Source organism: Saccharomonospora iraqiensis subsp. paurometabolica YIM 90007, from assembly GCF_000231035.2.
GTDB classification, from domain to species: domain Bacteria; phylum Actinomycetota; class Actinomycetes; order Mycobacteriales; family Pseudonocardiaceae; genus Saccharomonospora; species Saccharomonospora paurometabolica.
On the sequence record NZ_KI912264.1, the window covers coordinates 87918 to 104007 of the forward strand.

Here is a 16090-nt window from a genome sequence, read left to right on the forward strand (position 1 = left end):
CCGGCCAGGCCCCGCGTGCCGTACACGCGCAGGTAGTCGGTGATCACCAGGCCGCCGTAGGACCAGCCGACCAGCACGGTGGGCCGCCCCAGCAGGCGCAGCACCGCGGCGACGTCGTCGGCCCAGGCGGCCGGGTCGTCGTAGCCGCCGTCCGGGACGTCGGAACAGCCGTGCCCGCGCAGGTCCATCGCGGCGAGCGGGAACCGGCCCGCCAGGTCCGGGTCGGTGAGCTGGGCGTGCCACGCCCGTGCCGACTGGGCCCAGCCGTGCAGGAACAGGATCGCCGGGGTCGTGTCCGGGGTGTCCGGCCCGGAGGCGCCGCCCCCGGGGTCACCGCCGGTCAGAACGCTGATCCGGACACCCGATGCGCCGACGACGTCCGTCCGCATCCGTTCGTCGCTCCTCCCGCGGGCACCAGTGCTTCGGCGGTGCCACACTACCTGGCAGCATCTGCAGGCCATGAGCACCCGAACCGCAGTGATCACCGGAGCGAGCGCGGGCATCGGCGAGGCCGCCGCCCGCGCGCTGGCCGGGGCCGGTTTCCACGTCGTCCTCGGGGCACGGCGGCTCGACCGGCTGCGACCGCTGGCCGAGGAACTGTCCGGCACCGCGCACCTGCTCGACGTCACCGACGCGGAGTCGGTCGAGTCGTTCGTCCACCAGGTCCCGGAGTGCCACGTGCTGGTGAACAACGCGGGCGGCGCACGCGGGCTGGAGCGGGTCGAGGAGGCCAACGAGGACAACTGGCGCTGGATGTGGCAGACGAACGTGCTGGGCACGCTGCGGGTGACCAAGGCGTTGCTGCCGAAGCTGATCGCCTCCGGGGACGGCCACGTGATCACGGTCACGTCCATCGCCGGGCACGAGGTCTACGACGGCGGCGCGGGTTACACCTCCGCCAAGCACGCCCAGTCGGCGCTGCACCAGACCCTGCGCTCGGAGCACCTGGGCGACCCGCTGCGGCTGACCGAGGTGGTCCCGGGGATGGTGGAGACGGAGTTCTCGCTGAACCGCTTCGAGGGCGACACCGAGCGGGCCGCGCAGGTGTACCAGGGCCTGCAGCCGTTGACCGCCGAGGACGTGGCCGACGTCATCGCCTTCGCCGCCACCCGCCCCCCGCACGTCAACCTCGACCAGATCACCGTCAAACCCCGCGCCCAACACCACGGCAGCCGCGTCCACCGCGAGTGACACTCCCCCGGCGGAGGTAACCGTGAAGGGCACTTTCCCTGCGTGTGACGCAGTGAATGTGCCCCTCGCTGCGCGACACGCAGGGAAGGTGCCCTTCACGGCAACACCCTGGGTGACCGGCCCGGGTCAGAGCTTGCAGTTGATCAGGAGGGGTTCCGGGGTGAGGGTCACGCCGAAGTGGGTGCGGACGCCGTCGCGGACCTCGCGGGCCAGGGCGAGCAGGTCGGACGTCGTCGCCGCGCCGCGGTTGGTCAGGGCCAGGGTGTGTTTCGTGGACAGCGACACCCGGGCGCCGGGGCCCGGGTGACCCTTGGTGAAGCCGGCGCGTTCGATCAGCCACGCCGCCGAGAGCTTGACCCCGTCGTCGGCCGGGTAGCGCGGCACGGTGACGTCGTCGCCGAGCACCTCGGCGATCCGGGCGAGCACCGTGTCCAGCTCCGACTCGGGCACGATCGGGTTGGTGAAGAACGACCCCGCGCTCCACGTGTCGTGGTCACCGGGATCGAGCACCATGCCCTTGCCCCGCCGCAGACCCAGCACCGCCTCGCGCGCCTCCGCGGCGGGCACCCGGGCGCCGATGTCCACACCGAGCGCGCGCGCCAGCTCGGCGTAGCGCACGGGCGCGGACAGCCCGTCGGTGTACAGCCGGAACCGCACGGTCAGCACCACCCCGGTGTCGGTGCCCTTCAGCACGCTGGTGCGGTAGGCGAAGCCGAGGTCGGCGGCGCCGAGGGTGCGGATCTCGCCGGTGCGCCGGTCGTAGACGTCCACCGAGTCGAGCACCTCACTGACCTCACGGCCGTAGGCGCCCACGTTCTGGATCGGCGTCGCCCCGGCCGAGCCGGGAATCCCGGACAGGCACTCCAGGCCGCCCAGCCCGGCCGCGACCGTGGCGGCGACGTACTCGTCCCAGTCCTGGCCCGCCGCCACCGTCTCCCCGTCGGTGCCGGACCACCCGGTGGTGGCGATGCGGACCACGGTGCCGTCGAATCCGTCGTCGCCGACGACGAGGTTCGACCCACCGCCCACGAGCAGCACGGGTTCGCCGTCCGCGTCGCGTTCGCGCACGGCGGCGACCAGCGCGTCGGTGCTCTCCGCCCGCACGAACCGTCGCGCCGCGCCGCCCAGGCGCAGCGTGGTGTGGGCGCTCAGCCGTTCGGTGCCGACCGTTCCGTCAGTGCTCACGGGGGCCCACGGTACTGTCCCCGCCATGGCCACCCCCATCGAGCACCGGGCGAGGTATGTCCACGGCACCGACGAGGTGTTCGCCGCCCACACCGACGAGCGGGCACTGCGGGCCCGGCTCGCCCGCACGGGTGGTCCGCACGCCGAGCTCCCGACGCACGAGACCACCGCGGACGGGGTGCGCTACACGCTCGTGCAGGGCATCGACGCGGCGAAGCTGCCCGGGGCCGTGCGCCGCGTCCACCGCGGTGACCTGGTGGTGCACCGGGAGCACAGCTGGACCGACCACGGCACCGGGCGCTACACCGGCACGGTCGCGGTGCACGTCGCCGACCTCCCCGGCCGGCTCACCGCCGACACGGAAATCACCTCGGAGGGTGAGCACAGCGTGGTGTGCACCCGTGGGTCCGTCGCCGTACGGCTGCCGCTGGTCGGCGGCAGGCTGGAGAACGTCGTCGCCGAGCAGGTCACCCGGCTGCTCGACGCCGAGGCGGAATTCACGGTGCAGTGGCTCGCGGGCCGGAGCTGATCGGCGCGCCGACCCGCGGCACCACCAACCCGAACCGGTTGCGCCGGGTCGATCGCTGGCTCGTGGCCGACCCGGGGGTGCGCCGCGCCCTGTCGGCGTCCGACGACCCCCTGGTGGTGGACCTCGGCTACGGCGCGTCGCCGGTGACCACCGTGGAACTGGCGCGCAGGCTGACGCTTCTCCGGCGGGACGTGCGGGTGCTGGGGCTGGAGCTGGACGCCGACCGGGTGGCGGCGGGCCGCGCGGTGGCCGACCCGCCGCGGCTGGACTTCGGCCGGGGCGGCTTCGAACTGGCGGGCACCCGCCCGGCGGTGGTGCGCGCGTTCAACGTGCTGCGCCAGTACGACGAGGCCGACGTCGCGCCGTCCTGGCGGGCGATGCTCACCCGGCTCGCACCGGACGGGGTGCTCGTCGAAGGCACCTGCGACGAGCTCGGCAGGCTGTGCTGCTGGGTGACGCTGACCCGGCAGGGACCGCGCACGCTGACGCTGTCCTGCCGCCCGGACACGTTGGACCGTCCGTCCACACTGGCCCAGCGCCTGCCGAAGGCCCTGATCCACCGCAACGTCCCCGGCGAGCCGATCCACGCGTTGCTGTCCGCAGTGGACCACTGGTGGGCCGTCGCCGCGCCGTACACCGTGTTCGGGGCGCGGGCACGCTGGGCGGAGACGGTCCGGTTGCTGGCGGGACAGGGCTGGCGGGTCCTCGGGCACCCGGACCGGCGCAGACTGGGCGAGCTCACCGTCGCCTGGGACACGGTGGCCCGGGACACGACCGCAGCCTGAGATCTCCCTCCCGGCCGCGCACCACCACGGCCGGGGCGCCGCGCGGACGCGCCGGCCAAGGGTGACAATGTGCGGCGTGCCGCAGCGCCAGTACGTGATCACGTTCGGCTGTCCCGACCGCACCGGGATCGTCGCCCGCATCGCCTCGTTCCTCGCCGAGGTCGGCGGGTGGATCGTCGAGGCCGCCTACCACACCGACCCGGACACCGGCTGGTTCTTCACCCGCCAGGTCGTCACCGCCGACTCGGTCCCGTTCGACGTCACCGAATTGCGGGCGCGCTTCGCGGGAGTGGCCCGGTCGCTGGGGTCGGAGACCGACTGGCGGATCGACGACACCGGCGAGCGCCGCCGCGTGGTGCTGCTCGTCTCCCGGGAGGGGCACTGTCTCTACGACCTGCTCGGCCGGGTGGCCTCCGGCGAGCTGGACGTCGACGTGCGCGCGGTGATCGGCAACCACGACGTGCTCGCCGACGTCACCCGCGCGCACGGCATCCCGTTCCACCACGTGCCGTTCGGCGACGACAAGCCCGCCGCGTTCGCCGAGATCGCCCGGCTGGTGGACGAGCACGACCCGCACGCGGTGGTGCTGGCCCGGTTCATGCGGATCCTGCCGCCCGAGCTGTGCGCGGCGTGGGCGGGCCGCGCCCTCAACATCCACCACAGCTTCCTGCCGTCGTTCGTCGGCGCCCGGCCCTACCACCAGGCCCACACCCGCGGGGTGAAGCTGGTCGGCGCCACGTGCCACTACGTCACCCCGGACCTCGACGCCGGACCGATCATCGAACAGGACGTCATCCGGGTGGACCACCGGGACACGGTGACCGACATGGTGCGCAAGGGCCGGGACATCGAGAAGATCACCCTCGCCCGCGGCCTGCGCTGGCACCTGGAGGGCCGCGTCCTGGTCCACGGCAACCGCACCGTGGTGTTCTGAGCCGGAGTGGGGCGGGTCACCTTCCTCGATCCGCCGTCCGGCCCGGTGGATCCCGCAGGTTTGGCCTCACCGCGCGTCACCGGGATCGACGACTCCCGGGTCCCGCGCTCACGCTGTGCGCCAGGCGCTGAGCAGATCCTCCGGGGTCAGGGTCCGGACGCCGTCCACCGTCGAGCCGGACCGGCTGACGGCGAACAGCGGGGTGTCGTCGTCGGCGCCCGGGAGTTGCGACCGGTGCCGGACGAGCCGGGCGAGGTCGTGGCCGTCGAACGGGTGGTTCTGCAACCACTTGATCGAACCTGCCAGTGTCACCCGTTTCGCGACCGGCTCCCGGTCCGCACCGACGAGGTCGATCTCCGGGCCGTTGCTGCGGGTCCAATAACCCCCGAACACCTCCGTGCCCTCGGGGAACATGGTCGGCGACAGACGGCGCCGAAAAGACTCTCATTCGTGAGAGTATCATGCGTGATAGTCTCATGAATGAGAGTGTTCTGCGTCACTCTCCGCGGCCCGGAGGCTCGCGGGGCGCAGGTCGGTCCAGTGCTTGCTCGACGTGGTCCAGGCAGGCCTGCCTGGTGTCCTCGCCATACACGACCCGCCATCCGTGCGGCACCTCCGCGAACGACGGCCACAGCGAATGCTGTCCCTCGTCGTTGACCAGCACGGTGAACCGGCCCTCGTCGTCGTCGAACGGACTGCTCATCGCGACTCTCCCCTCGTCGTCGGGTGATCCCCGGGTTCCGGCGCCGCACAGCGGGCGCCGACGGGTGTCAACAACTCCCGCGCGTCCCCGGCCGGACCCGGCACGCCGTGTCCGGCCCGCTGCCGGGTGAGCAGCGACTCCAGGATCTCGCCGGAGCGCACGGCGTTGTTGGACAGCAGGGACGCCGTGATGCCGTGGGTGTGTTCGACCTCGCCGCCCTGCACGCAGATGCCCGCGCGCACGCCGGGGACGGTGGCGACCCGGTAGTCCCGGTCCGCGCGCAGCCTGCCCTCGGCGTCGGTGCGGCAGTAGGAGGCGGTCTCTCTTCTTCCACAAACGGTCCGTCGAGGACGGTCGGATCGACTGGACCTGGCCCGCCGAGGACATCGAGCGGCTGAGGCGGGCGCAGTCGGACCCGTACCCGAACGCGTTCACCCATTACCGGGGTGAGCGCCTCCGGATCACCCGGGCGTCGGTGTCGACGGGCCGCTACGGCGGCACACCGGGCCGGGTGTTCATCCGTGAGGGGGACGGCATCGTGATCGTGGCCGGCTCCGACGCCCGTCGCGGCCGCAACCCCGGCCTGGTCGTCGAACGCCCTCCGCACCGACGACGACACCGACCACGCCGCCACCGACTACTTCACCACGATGGGCGGCTACCTCGGCTGAGTACGCTGCGTCGTTGCCGTGAGGGGCACTTTCCCTGCGTCGGATGCAGGGAAAGTGCCCCTCGCTGCGCCCAACGCAGGGAGAGTGCCCTTCACGGCAACACCCGTGGGTGCGGGGTGCTCAGAGGCGGACGAGCATTTTGCCGGTGTTGGCGCCGGCGAGGAGGTCGAGGAAGGCCTGCGGGGCGTTGGCGATGCCGTCGACCACCGTCTCGCTGTACGTCAGCTTCCCGTCCTTGACCAGCGGGGCCACGTCGCGGAGGAACCGCGGGCGCGCGTCCTCGTGGTCGGCGACCAGGAACCCGCGCATCGTGAACCGCTTGGCGATGATCTGCGACAGGTTCCGCGGGGCCGGGGTCGGCTCGGTCGCGTTGTACTGCGAGATCATCCCGCACACCGCGATCCGGCCGTGCAGGTTCAGCTGCGCGATGGCCGCCTCCAGGTGATCGCCGCCCACGTTGTCGAAGTAGACGTCGACCCCGTCCGGCGCGGCCTCGGCGAGCAGGTCGCGCACGGAGCCGTCCTTGTAGTTGAAGGCGGCGTCGAACCCGACCTCGTCGGTGAGCCAGCGGACCTTCTCCGCCGAACCGGCGCTGCCGACCACGCGGGCCGCGCCGTTCAACTTCGCCAGCTGCCCCACCAACGAGCCGACCGCCCCGGCGGCGCCGGAGACGAACACCGTGTCGCCCTCGCGGAAGTTCGCGACGTCGAACAGCCCCGCGTACGCGGTGAGTCCCGGCATCCCCAGCACGCTCAGGTACGCCGACACCGGCGCGGCGTCCGGGTCGACCTTGGCGACGCGGGCGCCGTCGACCACCGCGTGCGTGCGCCAGCCGAGCGCGTGCAGCACCACGTCCCCCGGGGCGAGCCCGTCGGCGTTCGACTCGACCACCTCGCCGAGCGCACCGCCGTCCATCACCGTGCCCACCTCGTACGGGGCGACGTAGGACTTCGCCGTGCTCATCCGGCCCCGCATGTAGGGGTCCACCGACATCCAGGTGTTGCGCACGAGGACCTGCCCGGGCCCCGGGCTCGGCACGTCCACCTCGACGACGGAGAAGTTGTCCAGGGTCGGCGCGCCGTGCGGGCGCGAGGCGAGTCGTACTTCGGTCGCGGTCATGAGGACTGCCGCACCTCCTGCTCCAGGTTGGCGAGAACGCCGTCGTAGATTCGTTTCAGGCCCTTGGGCGCGAACAGCCCCTCGAAAAACCCCCCGATACCGCCCGCGCCCTGCCATGTCGTCTCGATCCGGACGAGCGACCGGGAACCCGCCGACCGCACGGTCCACGTGGTGACCATGGTCGAGTTCGCGTCGGTCTCCACGATCGTGCCGGATTCCGGTTCGCTGACCGTGGCGGCCACGTCGCGGACCCGTTTCGACGTGGCCTGCAGCTTCCACCGCGCCTCGGTGCCCGCACCCGTACCGCCCACGAGAACCTCGTAGTCGCGGTAGTGCTCGGTCAGGATGCGCGGCCTGACCTCGCGGTAATCGGCGACCCGTTCGAGGACCCGCTCGGCGGGGGCGTCGATCGTGCGCTCGGCGACCGCCGTCACCTTGCCCATACTCCTGCCTTTCCCGTGCTCGTTCTCCCCCGTGGCGTCCGCACGGGGGTGTGTCACCGGGTACCCGGACGGACCCGGTCCCGCGTCCCGGCTCAGCGCGCGAGGCCGTCGACGACCTCGGCCCCCGGCAGGGAGGCCAGCAGTCGGCCGGTGACCAGGAGCTTGCCACCGCGCGAACCGCTGCCGATGACGAGCTCCGGGGAGTCGGCGACCGCGGAGTCGACGAGGATCGGCCAGTCGGACGGCAACCCGATCGGGGTGATCCCGCCGTAGGCCATGCCGGTGAGCTCCACCGCCTCGTCCATCGGTGCGAACGACGCCTTGCGCACGTCGAGCCTGCGCCGGACGGCGTTGTTCACGTCCGCCCTGGTGGTCGCCAGCACGAGCGCCGCGGCGTACCGGGTCTGCCCACCCCGCTTCCCCGCGACGACCACGCAGTTGGCCGAGGCCGACAGCGGCGAGGAGTAGGTCGCGCAGAACTCTGCGGTGTCGGCCAGCCCCGGGTCGATCTCGACGACGTCCACCGGTTCGGAGGTGGCGGTGGTCAGCTCGGTCAGCGCCTCGGCGACCGGTTCGGCCAACAGGTCGGGGCGCTCGGTTGCCGGAACGGGCGTGAGGGTGCCCGCGATCTCCCAGTGACGCACACCCTCACCGTACGCGCTGCCGCGACGGAACTAAGCGTGCGCTCACTCACCCGGGAGACCAGCAGGTCACCACGGCGATCCGCCGCGCTGCACCTCGATCAGCTTCGGTCGCACGTCGACCATGTAGACCAGGACGGCCACGATCGCCGCGATCCAGAAGATCATGCCCGCCCCGAAGAACTGGAACAGCAGCAGAGCCAGCGTGGCACCACCGGTGATCGCCATCCAGACAGGCTTGCTCTTGCGGTCCGCGGCCGTGAAGGCGTCGGGCCGCTGCATCACGGCGTGGACGAACGCGACCAGACCGACGAGCGTGCCGGCCCAGTCGATGACCCAGGTGATCCAGTGAGCGAGTGTCGGCACGGTCCCAGCCTACGTCAGTACGTCGCGAGAGCGGGGAGCGTCCGCGCGCACCGCACCACGGCACGGTCGTGCCCCGGTTCCGGCCGCGCCGGTCCGACGGCCCTCGCCACCGGCGCGGCCGGGTGGTCAGGAGGAACCGCGGGTGCCCAGATCGGTGACCTCGGACTCGGTCCACCCGTCCGCGGCGCGGTCGAAGCCCGACCGGTGGGGCTCCTCGCCCTCCCCGGACCCGTCCGGGCGCCCGGACCGCACCGGTTCGGCGGCCTCGTCCAGCGCGTCGGCGGCACGCTCCCCGGCCTCCTCCACGGCCGTTCCCGCACGGTGACCCGTCTCGCGGGTGCGGCGGCTCACCCGGGACACCATCTCGTCCACCCGCTCCCGGGTGTCGGAGGTGACGTCGTCCATCCGCTCCTGCGCGCTGTGCAGGGCCTCCTCCAGCTGTTCGACGGCCTGCCGCACCTGTGGTTGCTCGGACAGCCTGTCCCAGGTCTGCTCACCGGACTCGGCGAGCCTGCGGTAGAGCCGCAACGCGGAGTCGGTGTACTCGTCGAGCAGCCTGCGCAGTTCCGCCGGGTCGAGACGGTCCCGGAGCTGTTCCAGCTCGCCGGGAAGCTCCTCGATGTTCCGGCGCGCGCTCTCGCTGCTCTCGGTCACCCGTTCCCGCGCCTTCGACACGGCGTCGGCCACCGCCTCCCCCGCGAGGTTTCCCGCACCGAGTGCGGCGAGCAGCGACGTCCGCACCTGCTCCCGCGCGGTGTGCACCGCCTTGCGCACGTCGTCCGTTCGGGTCGTCTCCATCGCCGGATCACTCCTTGGCCGTGGACCCGGTCACGCCGGGCCCGCGGGTGTCGGTGTCGTCGGTCCCGGGTGCCGCCCCGACCTCGCTTTCGTTCTCCCGGAGGAACGAGCCGTAGATGTCGAGCAGCACCTGCTTCTGTCGTTCGGTGAGCCGGGTGTCGGCGTGGACGGCCTCGACGACCGGCCCGCCGACGGGGTGGTCGAGGATGCCTGCCTGCACGTACAGCGCCTCGGCCGAGATGCGCAGCCCGTTGGCGATCTGCTGCAGGATTTCCGCGCTCGGCTTGCGCAAACCCCGTTCGATCTGACTGAGGTACGGGTTCGACACCCCGGCCAACCTCGACAACTGACGCAGCGAGATCTTCGCGTGGCTGCGCTGGAGACGGATGTAGCCACCGATGTCCACCCGTGCCGTCACCTCCCTGCCACCGACGGTACGCACGGGTGCTAACTGTGGCAAGCACCCGGCTCGCACCCGTCCGGGTGGTCCGCCTCCGGGAGGAGGTCGTCGAGTCCCCGCCGTACCCAGTCCTCCGCGCGGTCGACCGCCTCCGTCAGCGGCGCGGCGGTCGTGTCGAACAGGTCGACCGGCGGGGCGTGCGTGTGCGCCTCCGCCCGCAGCCGGTCGTTGAACTCCAGCATCTCCGCGATGCGGGGTTCGTCCCAGCCACGCCACGCGGGCCGCGCGCGGAGCCGCCGTGCGAGCACGTCCGACTCCGCGGTGAGCGCCAGGTACCGGATGTCGGCGAAGAACACCCGCTCGGGCAACGGCTCCAGCTCGGGCGGCACGACGGTGCCGCACAGCACCACCGGCCGCCCGCTCTGGTGGATCATCGCGGCCATCCGCAACCACGTCGCCCGGAAGGCGGGATGCCCGTCGACGTCGTCGCGCAGACCGCCGGTCCACAACACGTCCTGCTCCAGCACGACCACCCGGTCCGCCAGGCGCGCGGCGAGCTCCGGCCCCACCGTGGACTTGCCCGCCGCGCTCGGCCCGGTCAACGCGAACAGGGGCAGCCTGCGGAACGTCCGGCGGTGCGCGCACCGCGCGCAGACCAACGCCCCGTGTTCGACGGACGGGTGCTCCGCGCGGTCCCCGCAGGCGGGGCAGATGCGCAGATCGAGCACGCGCGCGTCAGTCGAACAGGCTCTCGAGGAACGAGCGCCTGCGCCGGTGTCCGTACGGGCGCGGCGAGTCGCGGTAGCCGCCCCGGTACGGGCTCGGCGAGTCGGGCTTGCCCCGGTACGGGGCCGGGGAGTCCTTGTAGCCGTACGGCCGGGTCGGCGGTGGGGGTGGCGGCGCCGCGTGTTGTGGTGGCGCGTGAGCGGGTCCCGCCGGGCCACCGGGGGCCGTTCGCGTCGATCCCGGGTCGTACGGCGGAGGCGTCCGGTGACCGTAGTAGGCGTTCTCCGCCTCGACGATCTGCTCCAGCTCACCGCGGTCGAGGAAGACACCGCGGCAGCCGCCGCATTGCTCGATGTGGATGCCGTCCTTGTCCACGGTGGTCATCACGTTCTGGCACTTGGGGCACATCACGCCGAGCAGAATACGCACCGTGCGCGACCGCCGGGAGGGTGTGACCGACGGGAGGGCGCGACCCGCCCCGGGTCAGTCCGCCTGCGGACTCGCCCGCACCAGGCAGAACGGGTGCCCCGCCGGATCGGCGTACACCGTGAAGTTCGCCGGGGTGTCGTCGAGCAGCCGCGCACCCAGGCCGAGCACCCGGCGGTGCTCGGCGTCCGGATCGGTGACGTCGAAGTCGAGGTGCAGCATCTGCGGCCGCTCGCGGGACGGCCAGCTGGAGGGCTCGTGGCCGGGGTCGCGTTGGAACGCGAGATCGACGCCGCCGTCCGGGTTGCGCACGGTGACCCAGTCGTCGTCCGGATCGTCGTCCTCCGCGATCGGCCACCCGGTCAGTTCCGAGTAGAACCGGGCCAGTTCGTACGGCTCACGGCAGTCGAGGGCCACACAGTCCAGGGTGAACGACGCGGGCATCGGCATCTCCTTCTCCACGGGTGGAGGTCATCGTCGTGGCGTTCCGCCCCCGGCGCCAGTCCTTTTCGGCGGGCGGCGGAGCCGTCCCCGCCCGTCTGTCCACGATCGGACTACGCCCCTGTGGACAACCCGGTGGAAAACTCCGCACCCTGTGGATAACTTCGCCCGAACGTGTGGACACTTTCGTGACACCCGGTCGGGCGCCCTACGGACGACGGCGCGCGAGTGCGGGGATCGACGCGATCGTGTCCTCGGTCAGGTCCTGCCAGAGGATTCCCGGGCTCCGCCGCCGCTCGGGGGTCCTGATCACCTCGTCCGGGGTGACGACGAGATCCACCCGGAAGTCGTGCGCCGTCTCGGGCAGGTCCTCGTCGAGGACCTGGGCCCCGTGCACGGTCGTCGCGACGACGGTCCCCTCACCGACCAGCCCCGCTTCGGCGAGCAGGCCGTACTCGATGTCGGAGAACCCGCCGCCCTTGCCGACCCGGACACCCGCGCGGTTGACCGCGACCGTCCCGCACACCACCAGGTCGACGTGCGGCAGCTCGTCGACGGCGGCAGGGGTGCCCAGTTCGAGCACCCGCTCCTTCGCCGCGGCCCGGCGCGGTGCCTCCTCCAGCGACGCCCCGTCCAGCACCACGAACGGCTCCTCCGCGGCCAGCCGGGGTGCGGGCATCACGAGAACCCTGCCCTGCGCCAGCGCGCGGGACCGCACGGGCAGCTGCGGCGCGTCCGGGTTGACCTTCACCACCCATGCCGCCGCCCACTCCGGCACCTGCGCCAACGCCGCCGCGGCGCGCTCGGCGTCGACGAAGTTCGGGATGCGGCCGTGCGCACCGGGGAAGCGCGTGACCCGCAGCTCGTCGAGCCGCTCCCACACGCGGTGCCGCACGTCCCGCTTGGCCGCCTCGACCGCGGCCCGGTCACCGGCCGGGCCGCCGCGGCGGTGTTCGTCGTCCACCTCGCCCCCCGGGGTCAGAACAGCAGTTGGGCCACCGCGTGAATGGCGAGCCCGGCCAGCGCACCCACGACCGTGCCGTTGATGCGGATGAACTGGAGATCCCGGCCGACCTGGAGTTCCACCTTGCGCGCGGTCTCGGCGGCGTCCCACCGGTCCACCGTGTCGGTGATGATCGTGGTGATCTCGGTCGAGTAGTGCGTGACCAGGTACGCGGCGACGTTCTCGACCCAGCCGTCCACCTTGCCCGCCAGCGCCGGGTCGGACTGCAGACGTTTGCCCAGGGTGAGCAGCCCGTCCCGGAGCCGGGTACGCAGCTCGCTGGAGGGATCCTCGGCGGCGTTCAGCAGCATCTCCTTGGCCGTCGTCCACGCCGAGTCGATCACCCTGCGCACCTCGGGATGTTCGACGAGCTGCTGTTTCACCTGGTCGGCGCGCGTCCTGGTCTCCGGGTCGTGCTGCAGGTCGCGCGCGAAGTCGGCCAGGAACCGGTCCAGCGCCAACCGCATCGGGTGGTTGACGTCGGTCTTGACCGACCAGGCGAAGGCGAGCACCTCGCCGTAGACCTTGTCGGCCAGCATCGAGTCCACGAACCGTGGCGACCAGGACGGCGCCCGGTCCGAGACCACCCGGAGCACCGCCTCGTGGTTGTCCCGCACCCACTCGTAGGCGCGGTCGACGACCAGATCCACCAACCGGTAGTGCGCACCGTCGGTGAGCACCTGCGCGAGCAGCGTGCCCAGCGGCGGGCCCCACTCCCGCTCGACGACCCGGCGCACCACCGCCTGCTCCATGACGGCCTGCACGTCCTCGTCCCGCAGCACGGTGACCGCGCCGCGCACCACGGTGGCCGTCTCCGCGGTCACCCGCTCGGCGTTGTCGGTGCGGGCGAGCCACTCCCCCGCCCGGCGGGCCGTCCCCACCCGGCCGAGCTTGTCCCGCACCACCGGTTCGGACAGGAAGTTGGTGCCGACGAAGTCGCCGAGGCTGGAGCCGAGCACGCTCTTCTTGTTCGGGATGATCGCCGTGTGCGGGATCCGTAATCCCAGCGGATGGCGGAACAGGGCGGTGACCGCGAACCAGTCGGCCAGCGCTCCGATCATGCCCGCCTCCGCGGCGGAGCGCACGTAGCCGACCCAGGCGGGCCATCCCGCGGCCTCGGCCCAGCTGGTCAGCAGGAAGATCACGGTGGCGCCGAGGAGGAACCCGAGGGCGGCCAGCTTCATCCTGCGCAGGCCGCGCCGCTTGTCGTCCTCGCCCGCCCGGCCTCCGAGCGGGCCGCCGGGGACGGCGACGGACCTCGTTTGCTCCATGCCGCGATTGTCCGTGAGGATGGGCCCTCGTGCGCGAACCTGTACTCGTGGACCGCCTGCGGCCGTTCACCTCCACCATCTTCGCCGAGATGACGGCGCTGGCCACCCGGACCGGCGCGGTGAACCTCGGCCAGGGCTTCCCGGACACCGACGGACCCGCCGGGATGCTGACCGAAGCCGGGAACGCGCTGGTCGGCGGCGCGAACCAGTACCCGCCCGGCCCCGGCCGACCCGAACTGCGGGAGGCGATCGCCGCCCACCGGGCGCGCTACGGCCTGCACTACGACCCCGACGGCGAGATCCTCGTCACGGCGGGCGCCACCGAGGCCCTCGCGGCGAGCCTGCTCGCCCTGGTGGACTCCGGCGACGAGGTCCTCGTGATCGAGCCGTACTACGACTCGTACGCGGCGGCGGTCGCGATGGCGGGGGCGACCCGGCGGGTCGTGCCCCTGGTGCGCGACGGCGACCGGTTCGCCCTCGACCTCGACGCGGTGCGCGCGGCGGTCGGCCCGCGGACGCGGGCGATCCTGGTGAACTCGCCGCACAACCCGACCGGCACCGTCTTCACCCGCGCCGAGCTGGCCGCGCTCGCCGAGGTCTGCGTCGAGCACGACCTCATCGCGATCACCGACGAGGTCTACGAACACCTCGTGTTCGACGGCGCCGACCATCTGCCGCTCGCGGGCCTGCCGGGCATGGACGGGCGCACCGTGTCCATCTCCAGCGCGGGCAAGACGTTCAACTGCACCGGGTGGAAGATCGGGTGGGTGTGCGCCCGGCCGGAGCTGCTCGCCGCGGTGCGCGCGGCCAAGCAGTTCCTCACCTTCGTCTCCGGCGGTCCGCTGCAACCGGCGGTCGCCCACGCACTGAATCACGAGTTGGGCTGGGTCGAACACCTGCGCGACTCGTTGGAGCGCAAGCGCGACCGGCTGCGGGACGGGCTGACCGAGGCCGGTTTCGCGGTGCGGCCGAGTGAGGGGACCTACTTCGTCTGCGCGGATGTCCGTCCGCTCGGATTCACCGATGCGGCGGATCTCGCGTGGCGACTCCCCGAAGCGGTGGGCGTGGCGGCGGTCCCTGTCAAGGTCTTCACCGACCACCCGAACGAGTGGAATCACCTGCTCCGTTTCGCATTCTGTAAACAGGACGAGGTGCTCGACGAGGCGGTGAAACGTTTGCGCACCCTGGCCACGATTGCGCCGTCCGGGGTGGATCGCACACCGACGGGGTGAAACACTCCGCGGGAATGCTAGAAATAGCAGTCTCCGGGTAGCCGGGGCGCGGCCCGCGAGGGCCCGTGGGAGAACGCGGGGTCGACACCCGACCCCCGGCGAAGTCCCTGGTGAGTGTCACGCACGGACGGCGACGGACAGGCGGTGGTGGCGGTGAGGAGTGCGGGTGCCGGGCACCCCTCCGGCCTGCTGACCACCGGTCTGCGCCGCGCAGTGGTGGTCGTCGGGTTCGCCGCCGCCGCCTGGCTGGGGGCCGTCGCCCTCGCCGACACCGCTTCCGCGGAGGACGGCACCGGGACCACCGATTCCGGGCGGATCGCCTCCGGGGACACCGGCGAATCGACCGGGGACCCCGACGACGGGGACAACTCCGGCGACACGGCCCCCGGCGACGACACCGGCTCCGACAGCCGCTCCGGCAGTGCCTCCGACGGTGACGGAGACACCGCTTCCGGCGGCGACACGGATCCCGCGGAACCGGAGCCGGAGCACTCCGGAACGGAGAACACGGCCCCCGCGGAGGACACGGCGCCGGAGGACGCGAAACCGGAGAGCGGAGCCGCGCCCGGCGACGAGGCCTCCGGCGAGGAGAGCACGGGAACCGACGGCGACACCACGGGCCGCGACGGCGCTACCGGTGGTGAGAAGGACGAACGCACGTCCGACTCGCCGGCGTCGCCCGGGGCGTCGCTTCCCGACCGGGAGGAGACCGACGAGTCCCCGACCGGGGACCGGGCGACCGAGGACGAGCAGCCCCCCGGGGACGCCTCCCCGGAGACGCCGACCTGGGAAGCGCTGCCCGAACCGGGTCCGACCGGGGAGACACTGCCCGGAGAGACACTGCCCGGGGAGACCGCCGACGGCTCCGGACCGGAGGACGGAACGGCAACGGGGGATCGGGGGCCGACGCTGCTGAGCGGCACGGCCGACGCCCTGGTCGCGACCGTGGACGACCTCGGGCACACGGTCGTCAGCCTGACCGGGGTCGCCACCGGTGCGGTCGAGGAGATCACCCGCCCGGTCGAGGACGGCGTGCGCGAGGTGCTCGACCTGCCGAGGACACTGCCCGGCCTGGACGACGCGCTTGGCGACGTACCCACCGACCCGCTTCCGGGCACTGCGCCGGAGACCGCGCCCCTCGCGCCCCTCGCGCCGGTCGGGTCGGGCCCGGGCACGGACGACCGGGAGGACGGACCGCCGGAGCGCGACCCGGAGACCACCGGACC

At 72.5% G+C, this 16090-nt stretch carries 20 protein-coding genes and 3 pseudogenes; 7 read left to right on the top strand and 16 right to left on the bottom strand.

Annotated features, from left to right (window positions below):
* On the bottom strand, positions 1-389 hold a 389-nt coding region (locus tag SACPADRAFT_RS29705), incomplete at its 3' end, for an alpha/beta fold hydrolase (RefSeq protein WP_007024396.1).
* A gap of 70 nt (positions 390-459) precedes the next feature.
* Between SACPADRAFT_RS29705 and SACPADRAFT_RS0224180 the strand changes: the two genes are divergently transcribed.
* Complete coding sequence (locus tag SACPADRAFT_RS0224180) at positions 460-1191, top strand: SDR family NAD(P)-dependent oxidoreductase (RefSeq protein WP_007024395.1); 732 nt, start codon at positions 460-462, stop codon at positions 1189-1191.
* A gap of 126 nt (positions 1192-1317) precedes the next feature.
* Here the strand turns inward: SACPADRAFT_RS0224180 and SACPADRAFT_RS0224185 are convergent, their stop codons facing one another.
* Positions 1318-2376, bottom strand: a complete 1059-nt coding sequence (locus SACPADRAFT_RS0224185; RefSeq protein ID WP_007024394.1) for a UDP-N-acetylmuramate dehydrogenase — start codon at positions 2374-2376, stop codon at positions 1318-1320.
* Positions 2377-2401: 25 nt separating this feature from the next.
* Here SACPADRAFT_RS0224185 and SACPADRAFT_RS0224190 point away from each other — a divergent pair, with 25 nt between their 5' ends.
* The 3 genes from SACPADRAFT_RS0224190 to purU all read left to right on the top strand — a co-directional run bounded on the left by SACPADRAFT_RS0224190 (position 2402) and on the right by purU (position 4624).
* The gene (locus SACPADRAFT_RS0224190) at positions 2402-2905 is read left to right on the top strand and encodes a DUF2505 domain-containing protein (protein WP_007024393.1); all 504 of its coding nucleotides are present in this window, start codon (positions 2402-2404) and stop codon (positions 2903-2905) included.
* A complete protein-coding gene (locus SACPADRAFT_RS0224195; RefSeq protein WP_007024392.1) occupies positions 2884-3690 on the top strand; it encodes a hypothetical protein in 807 nt (268 codons plus the stop codon). The genes SACPADRAFT_RS0224190 and SACPADRAFT_RS0224195 overlap by 22 nt, the downstream gene beginning before the upstream one ends.
* A gap of 67 nt (positions 3691-3757) precedes the next feature.
* Positions 3758-4624, top strand: a complete 867-nt coding sequence (gene purU, locus SACPADRAFT_RS0224200; protein WP_007024391.1) for a formyltetrahydrofolate deformylase — start codon at positions 3758-3760, stop codon at positions 4622-4624.
* A 108-nt stretch (positions 4625-4732) separates the two neighbouring features.
* Here the strand turns inward: purU and SACPADRAFT_RS0224205 are convergent, their stop codons facing one another.
* The 3 genes and pseudogenes from SACPADRAFT_RS0224205 to SACPADRAFT_RS33630 form a co-directional block, all read right to left on the bottom strand.
* Complete coding sequence (locus SACPADRAFT_RS0224205; RefSeq protein ID WP_007024390.1) at positions 4733-5038, bottom strand: hypothetical protein; 306 nt, start codon at positions 5036-5038, stop codon at positions 4733-4735.
* A gap of 60 nt (positions 5039-5098) precedes the next feature.
* A pseudogene (locus tag SACPADRAFT_RS29710) lies at positions 5099-5327 on the bottom strand (MbtH family protein).
* Positions 5324-5569: a hypothetical protein gene (locus tag SACPADRAFT_RS33630; RefSeq protein WP_007024388.1), complete on the bottom strand. Its 246-nt coding sequence runs from the start codon at positions 5567-5569 to the stop codon at positions 5324-5326. The pseudogene SACPADRAFT_RS29710 and the gene SACPADRAFT_RS33630 overlap by 4 nt, the downstream one beginning before the upstream one ends.
* Positions 5570-5637: 68 nt before the next feature.
* Between SACPADRAFT_RS33630 and SACPADRAFT_RS31025 the strand changes: the two are divergent.
* Positions 5638-5998 (top strand): annotated as a pseudogene (locus tag SACPADRAFT_RS31025) (methionyl-tRNA formyltransferase); the annotation flags it as partial.
* A gap of 120 nt (positions 5999-6118) precedes the next feature.
* On the opposite strand, the gene SACPADRAFT_RS0224220 reads toward SACPADRAFT_RS31025, so the two are convergent.
* The 11 genes from SACPADRAFT_RS0224220 to SACPADRAFT_RS0224270 all read right to left on the bottom strand — a co-directional run bounded on the left by SACPADRAFT_RS0224220 (position 6119) and on the right by SACPADRAFT_RS0224270 (position 13632).
* Positions 6119-7117, bottom strand: coding sequence for an NADP-dependent oxidoreductase (locus SACPADRAFT_RS0224220; protein WP_007024387.1), 999 nt, complete (start codon positions 7115-7117; stop codon positions 6119-6121).
* Positions 7114-7560, bottom strand: coding sequence for an SRPBCC family protein (locus SACPADRAFT_RS0224225; protein ID WP_028662734.1), 447 nt, complete (start codon positions 7558-7560; stop codon positions 7114-7116). Before SACPADRAFT_RS0224225 ends, SACPADRAFT_RS0224220 begins: the two co-directional genes overlap by 4 nt.
* Before the next feature lie 92 nt (positions 7561-7652).
* Positions 7653-8204, bottom strand: coding sequence for a YbaK/EbsC family protein (locus SACPADRAFT_RS0224230; protein WP_007024385.1), 552 nt, complete (start codon positions 8202-8204; stop codon positions 7653-7655).
* A gap of 66 nt (positions 8205-8270) precedes the next feature.
* The gene (locus SACPADRAFT_RS0224235) at positions 8271-8567 is read right to left on the bottom strand and encodes a DUF2516 family protein (RefSeq protein ID WP_007024384.1); all 297 of its coding nucleotides are present in this window, start codon (positions 8565-8567) and stop codon (positions 8271-8273) included.
* Positions 8568-8693: 126 nt separating this feature from the next.
* Entirely contained in the window at positions 8694-9365 is a 672-nt protein-coding gene (locus SACPADRAFT_RS0224240) for a hypothetical protein (protein ID WP_007024383.1), read from the bottom strand.
* Between the two features lie 7 nt (positions 9366-9372).
* Positions 9373-9771 carry a helix-turn-helix domain-containing protein gene (locus SACPADRAFT_RS0224245; RefSeq protein ID WP_007024382.1) on the bottom strand — a complete coding sequence of 133 codons (399 nt, stop codon included), beginning with the start codon at positions 9769-9771 and terminating at the stop codon, positions 9373-9375.
* Between the two features lie 41 nt (positions 9772-9812).
* Positions 9813-10493 (bottom strand): AAA family ATPase, encoded by a 681-nt coding sequence (locus tag SACPADRAFT_RS0224250; protein ID WP_007024381.1) that lies wholly within the window; start codon positions 10491-10493, stop codon positions 9813-9815.
* Positions 10494-10500: 7 nt separating this feature from the next.
* The gene (locus tag SACPADRAFT_RS0224255) at positions 10501-10899 is read right to left on the bottom strand and encodes a TFIIB-type zinc ribbon-containing protein (protein ID WP_198048391.1); all 399 of its coding nucleotides are present in this window, start codon (positions 10897-10899) and stop codon (positions 10501-10503) included.
* A 75-nt stretch (positions 10900-10974) separates the two neighbouring features.
* Complete coding sequence (locus SACPADRAFT_RS0224260; protein WP_007024379.1) at positions 10975-11361, bottom strand: VOC family protein; 387 nt, start codon at positions 11359-11361, stop codon at positions 10975-10977.
* A gap of 205 nt (positions 11362-11566) precedes the next feature.
* Positions 11567-12322, bottom strand: coding sequence for a 5-formyltetrahydrofolate cyclo-ligase (locus SACPADRAFT_RS0224265; RefSeq protein ID WP_007024378.1), 756 nt, complete (start codon positions 12320-12322; stop codon positions 11567-11569).
* A 14-nt stretch (positions 12323-12336) separates the two neighbouring features.
* Positions 12337-13632, bottom strand: a complete 1296-nt coding sequence (locus SACPADRAFT_RS0224270) for a DUF445 domain-containing protein (protein WP_007024377.1) — start codon at positions 13630-13632, stop codon at positions 12337-12339.
* Positions 13633-13661: 29 nt separating this feature from the next.
* On the opposite strand from SACPADRAFT_RS0224270, the gene SACPADRAFT_RS29715 reads away from it, so the two are divergent.
* Positions 13662-14864 (top strand): pyridoxal phosphate-dependent aminotransferase, encoded by a 1203-nt coding sequence (locus SACPADRAFT_RS29715; RefSeq protein ID WP_007024376.1) that lies wholly within the window; start codon positions 13662-13664, stop codon positions 14862-14864.
* Positions 14865-15011: 147 nt separating this feature from the next.
* Positions 15012-16090, top strand: a pseudogene (locus SACPADRAFT_RS33635) (hypothetical protein); the annotation flags it as partial.

Coding starts and splice junctions, on each gene's coding strand:
- SACPADRAFT_RS0224225 (WP_028662734.1), bottom strand. CDS start 7,560: ATGGGCAAGGTGACGGCGGTCGCCGAGCGCACGATCGACGCCCCCGCC.
- SACPADRAFT_RS0224180 (WP_007024395.1), top strand. CDS start 460: ATGAGCACCCGAACCGCAGTGATCACCGGAGCGAGCGCGGGCATCGGC.
- SACPADRAFT_RS0224205 (WP_007024390.1), bottom strand. CDS start 5,038: ATGTTCCCCGAGGGCACGGAGGTGTTCGGGGGTTATTGGACCCGCAGC.
- SACPADRAFT_RS0224220 (WP_007024387.1), bottom strand. CDS start 7,117: ATGACCGCGACCGAAGTACGACTCGCCTCGCGCCCGCACGGCGCGCCG.
- SACPADRAFT_RS0224255 (WP_198048391.1), bottom strand. CDS start 10,899: ATGTGCCCCAAGTGCCAGAACGTGATGACCACCGTGGACAAGGACGGC.
- SACPADRAFT_RS0224260 (WP_007024379.1), bottom strand. CDS start 11,361: ATGCCCGCGTCGTTCACCCTGGACTGTGTGGCCCTCGACTGCCGTGAG.
- SACPADRAFT_RS0224270 (WP_007024377.1), bottom strand. CDS start 13,632: ATGGAGCAAACGAGGTCCGTCGCCGTCCCCGGCGGCCCGCTCGGAGGC.
- SACPADRAFT_RS0224190 (WP_007024393.1), top strand. CDS start 2,402: ATGGCCACCCCCATCGAGCACCGGGCGAGGTATGTCCACGGCACCGAC.
- purU (WP_007024391.1), top strand. CDS start 3,758: ATGTGCGGCGTGCCGCAGCGCCAGTACGTGATCACGTTCGGCTGTCCC.
- SACPADRAFT_RS0224240 (WP_007024383.1), bottom strand. CDS start 9,365: ATGGAGACGACCCGAACGGACGACGTGCGCAAGGCGGTGCACACCGCG.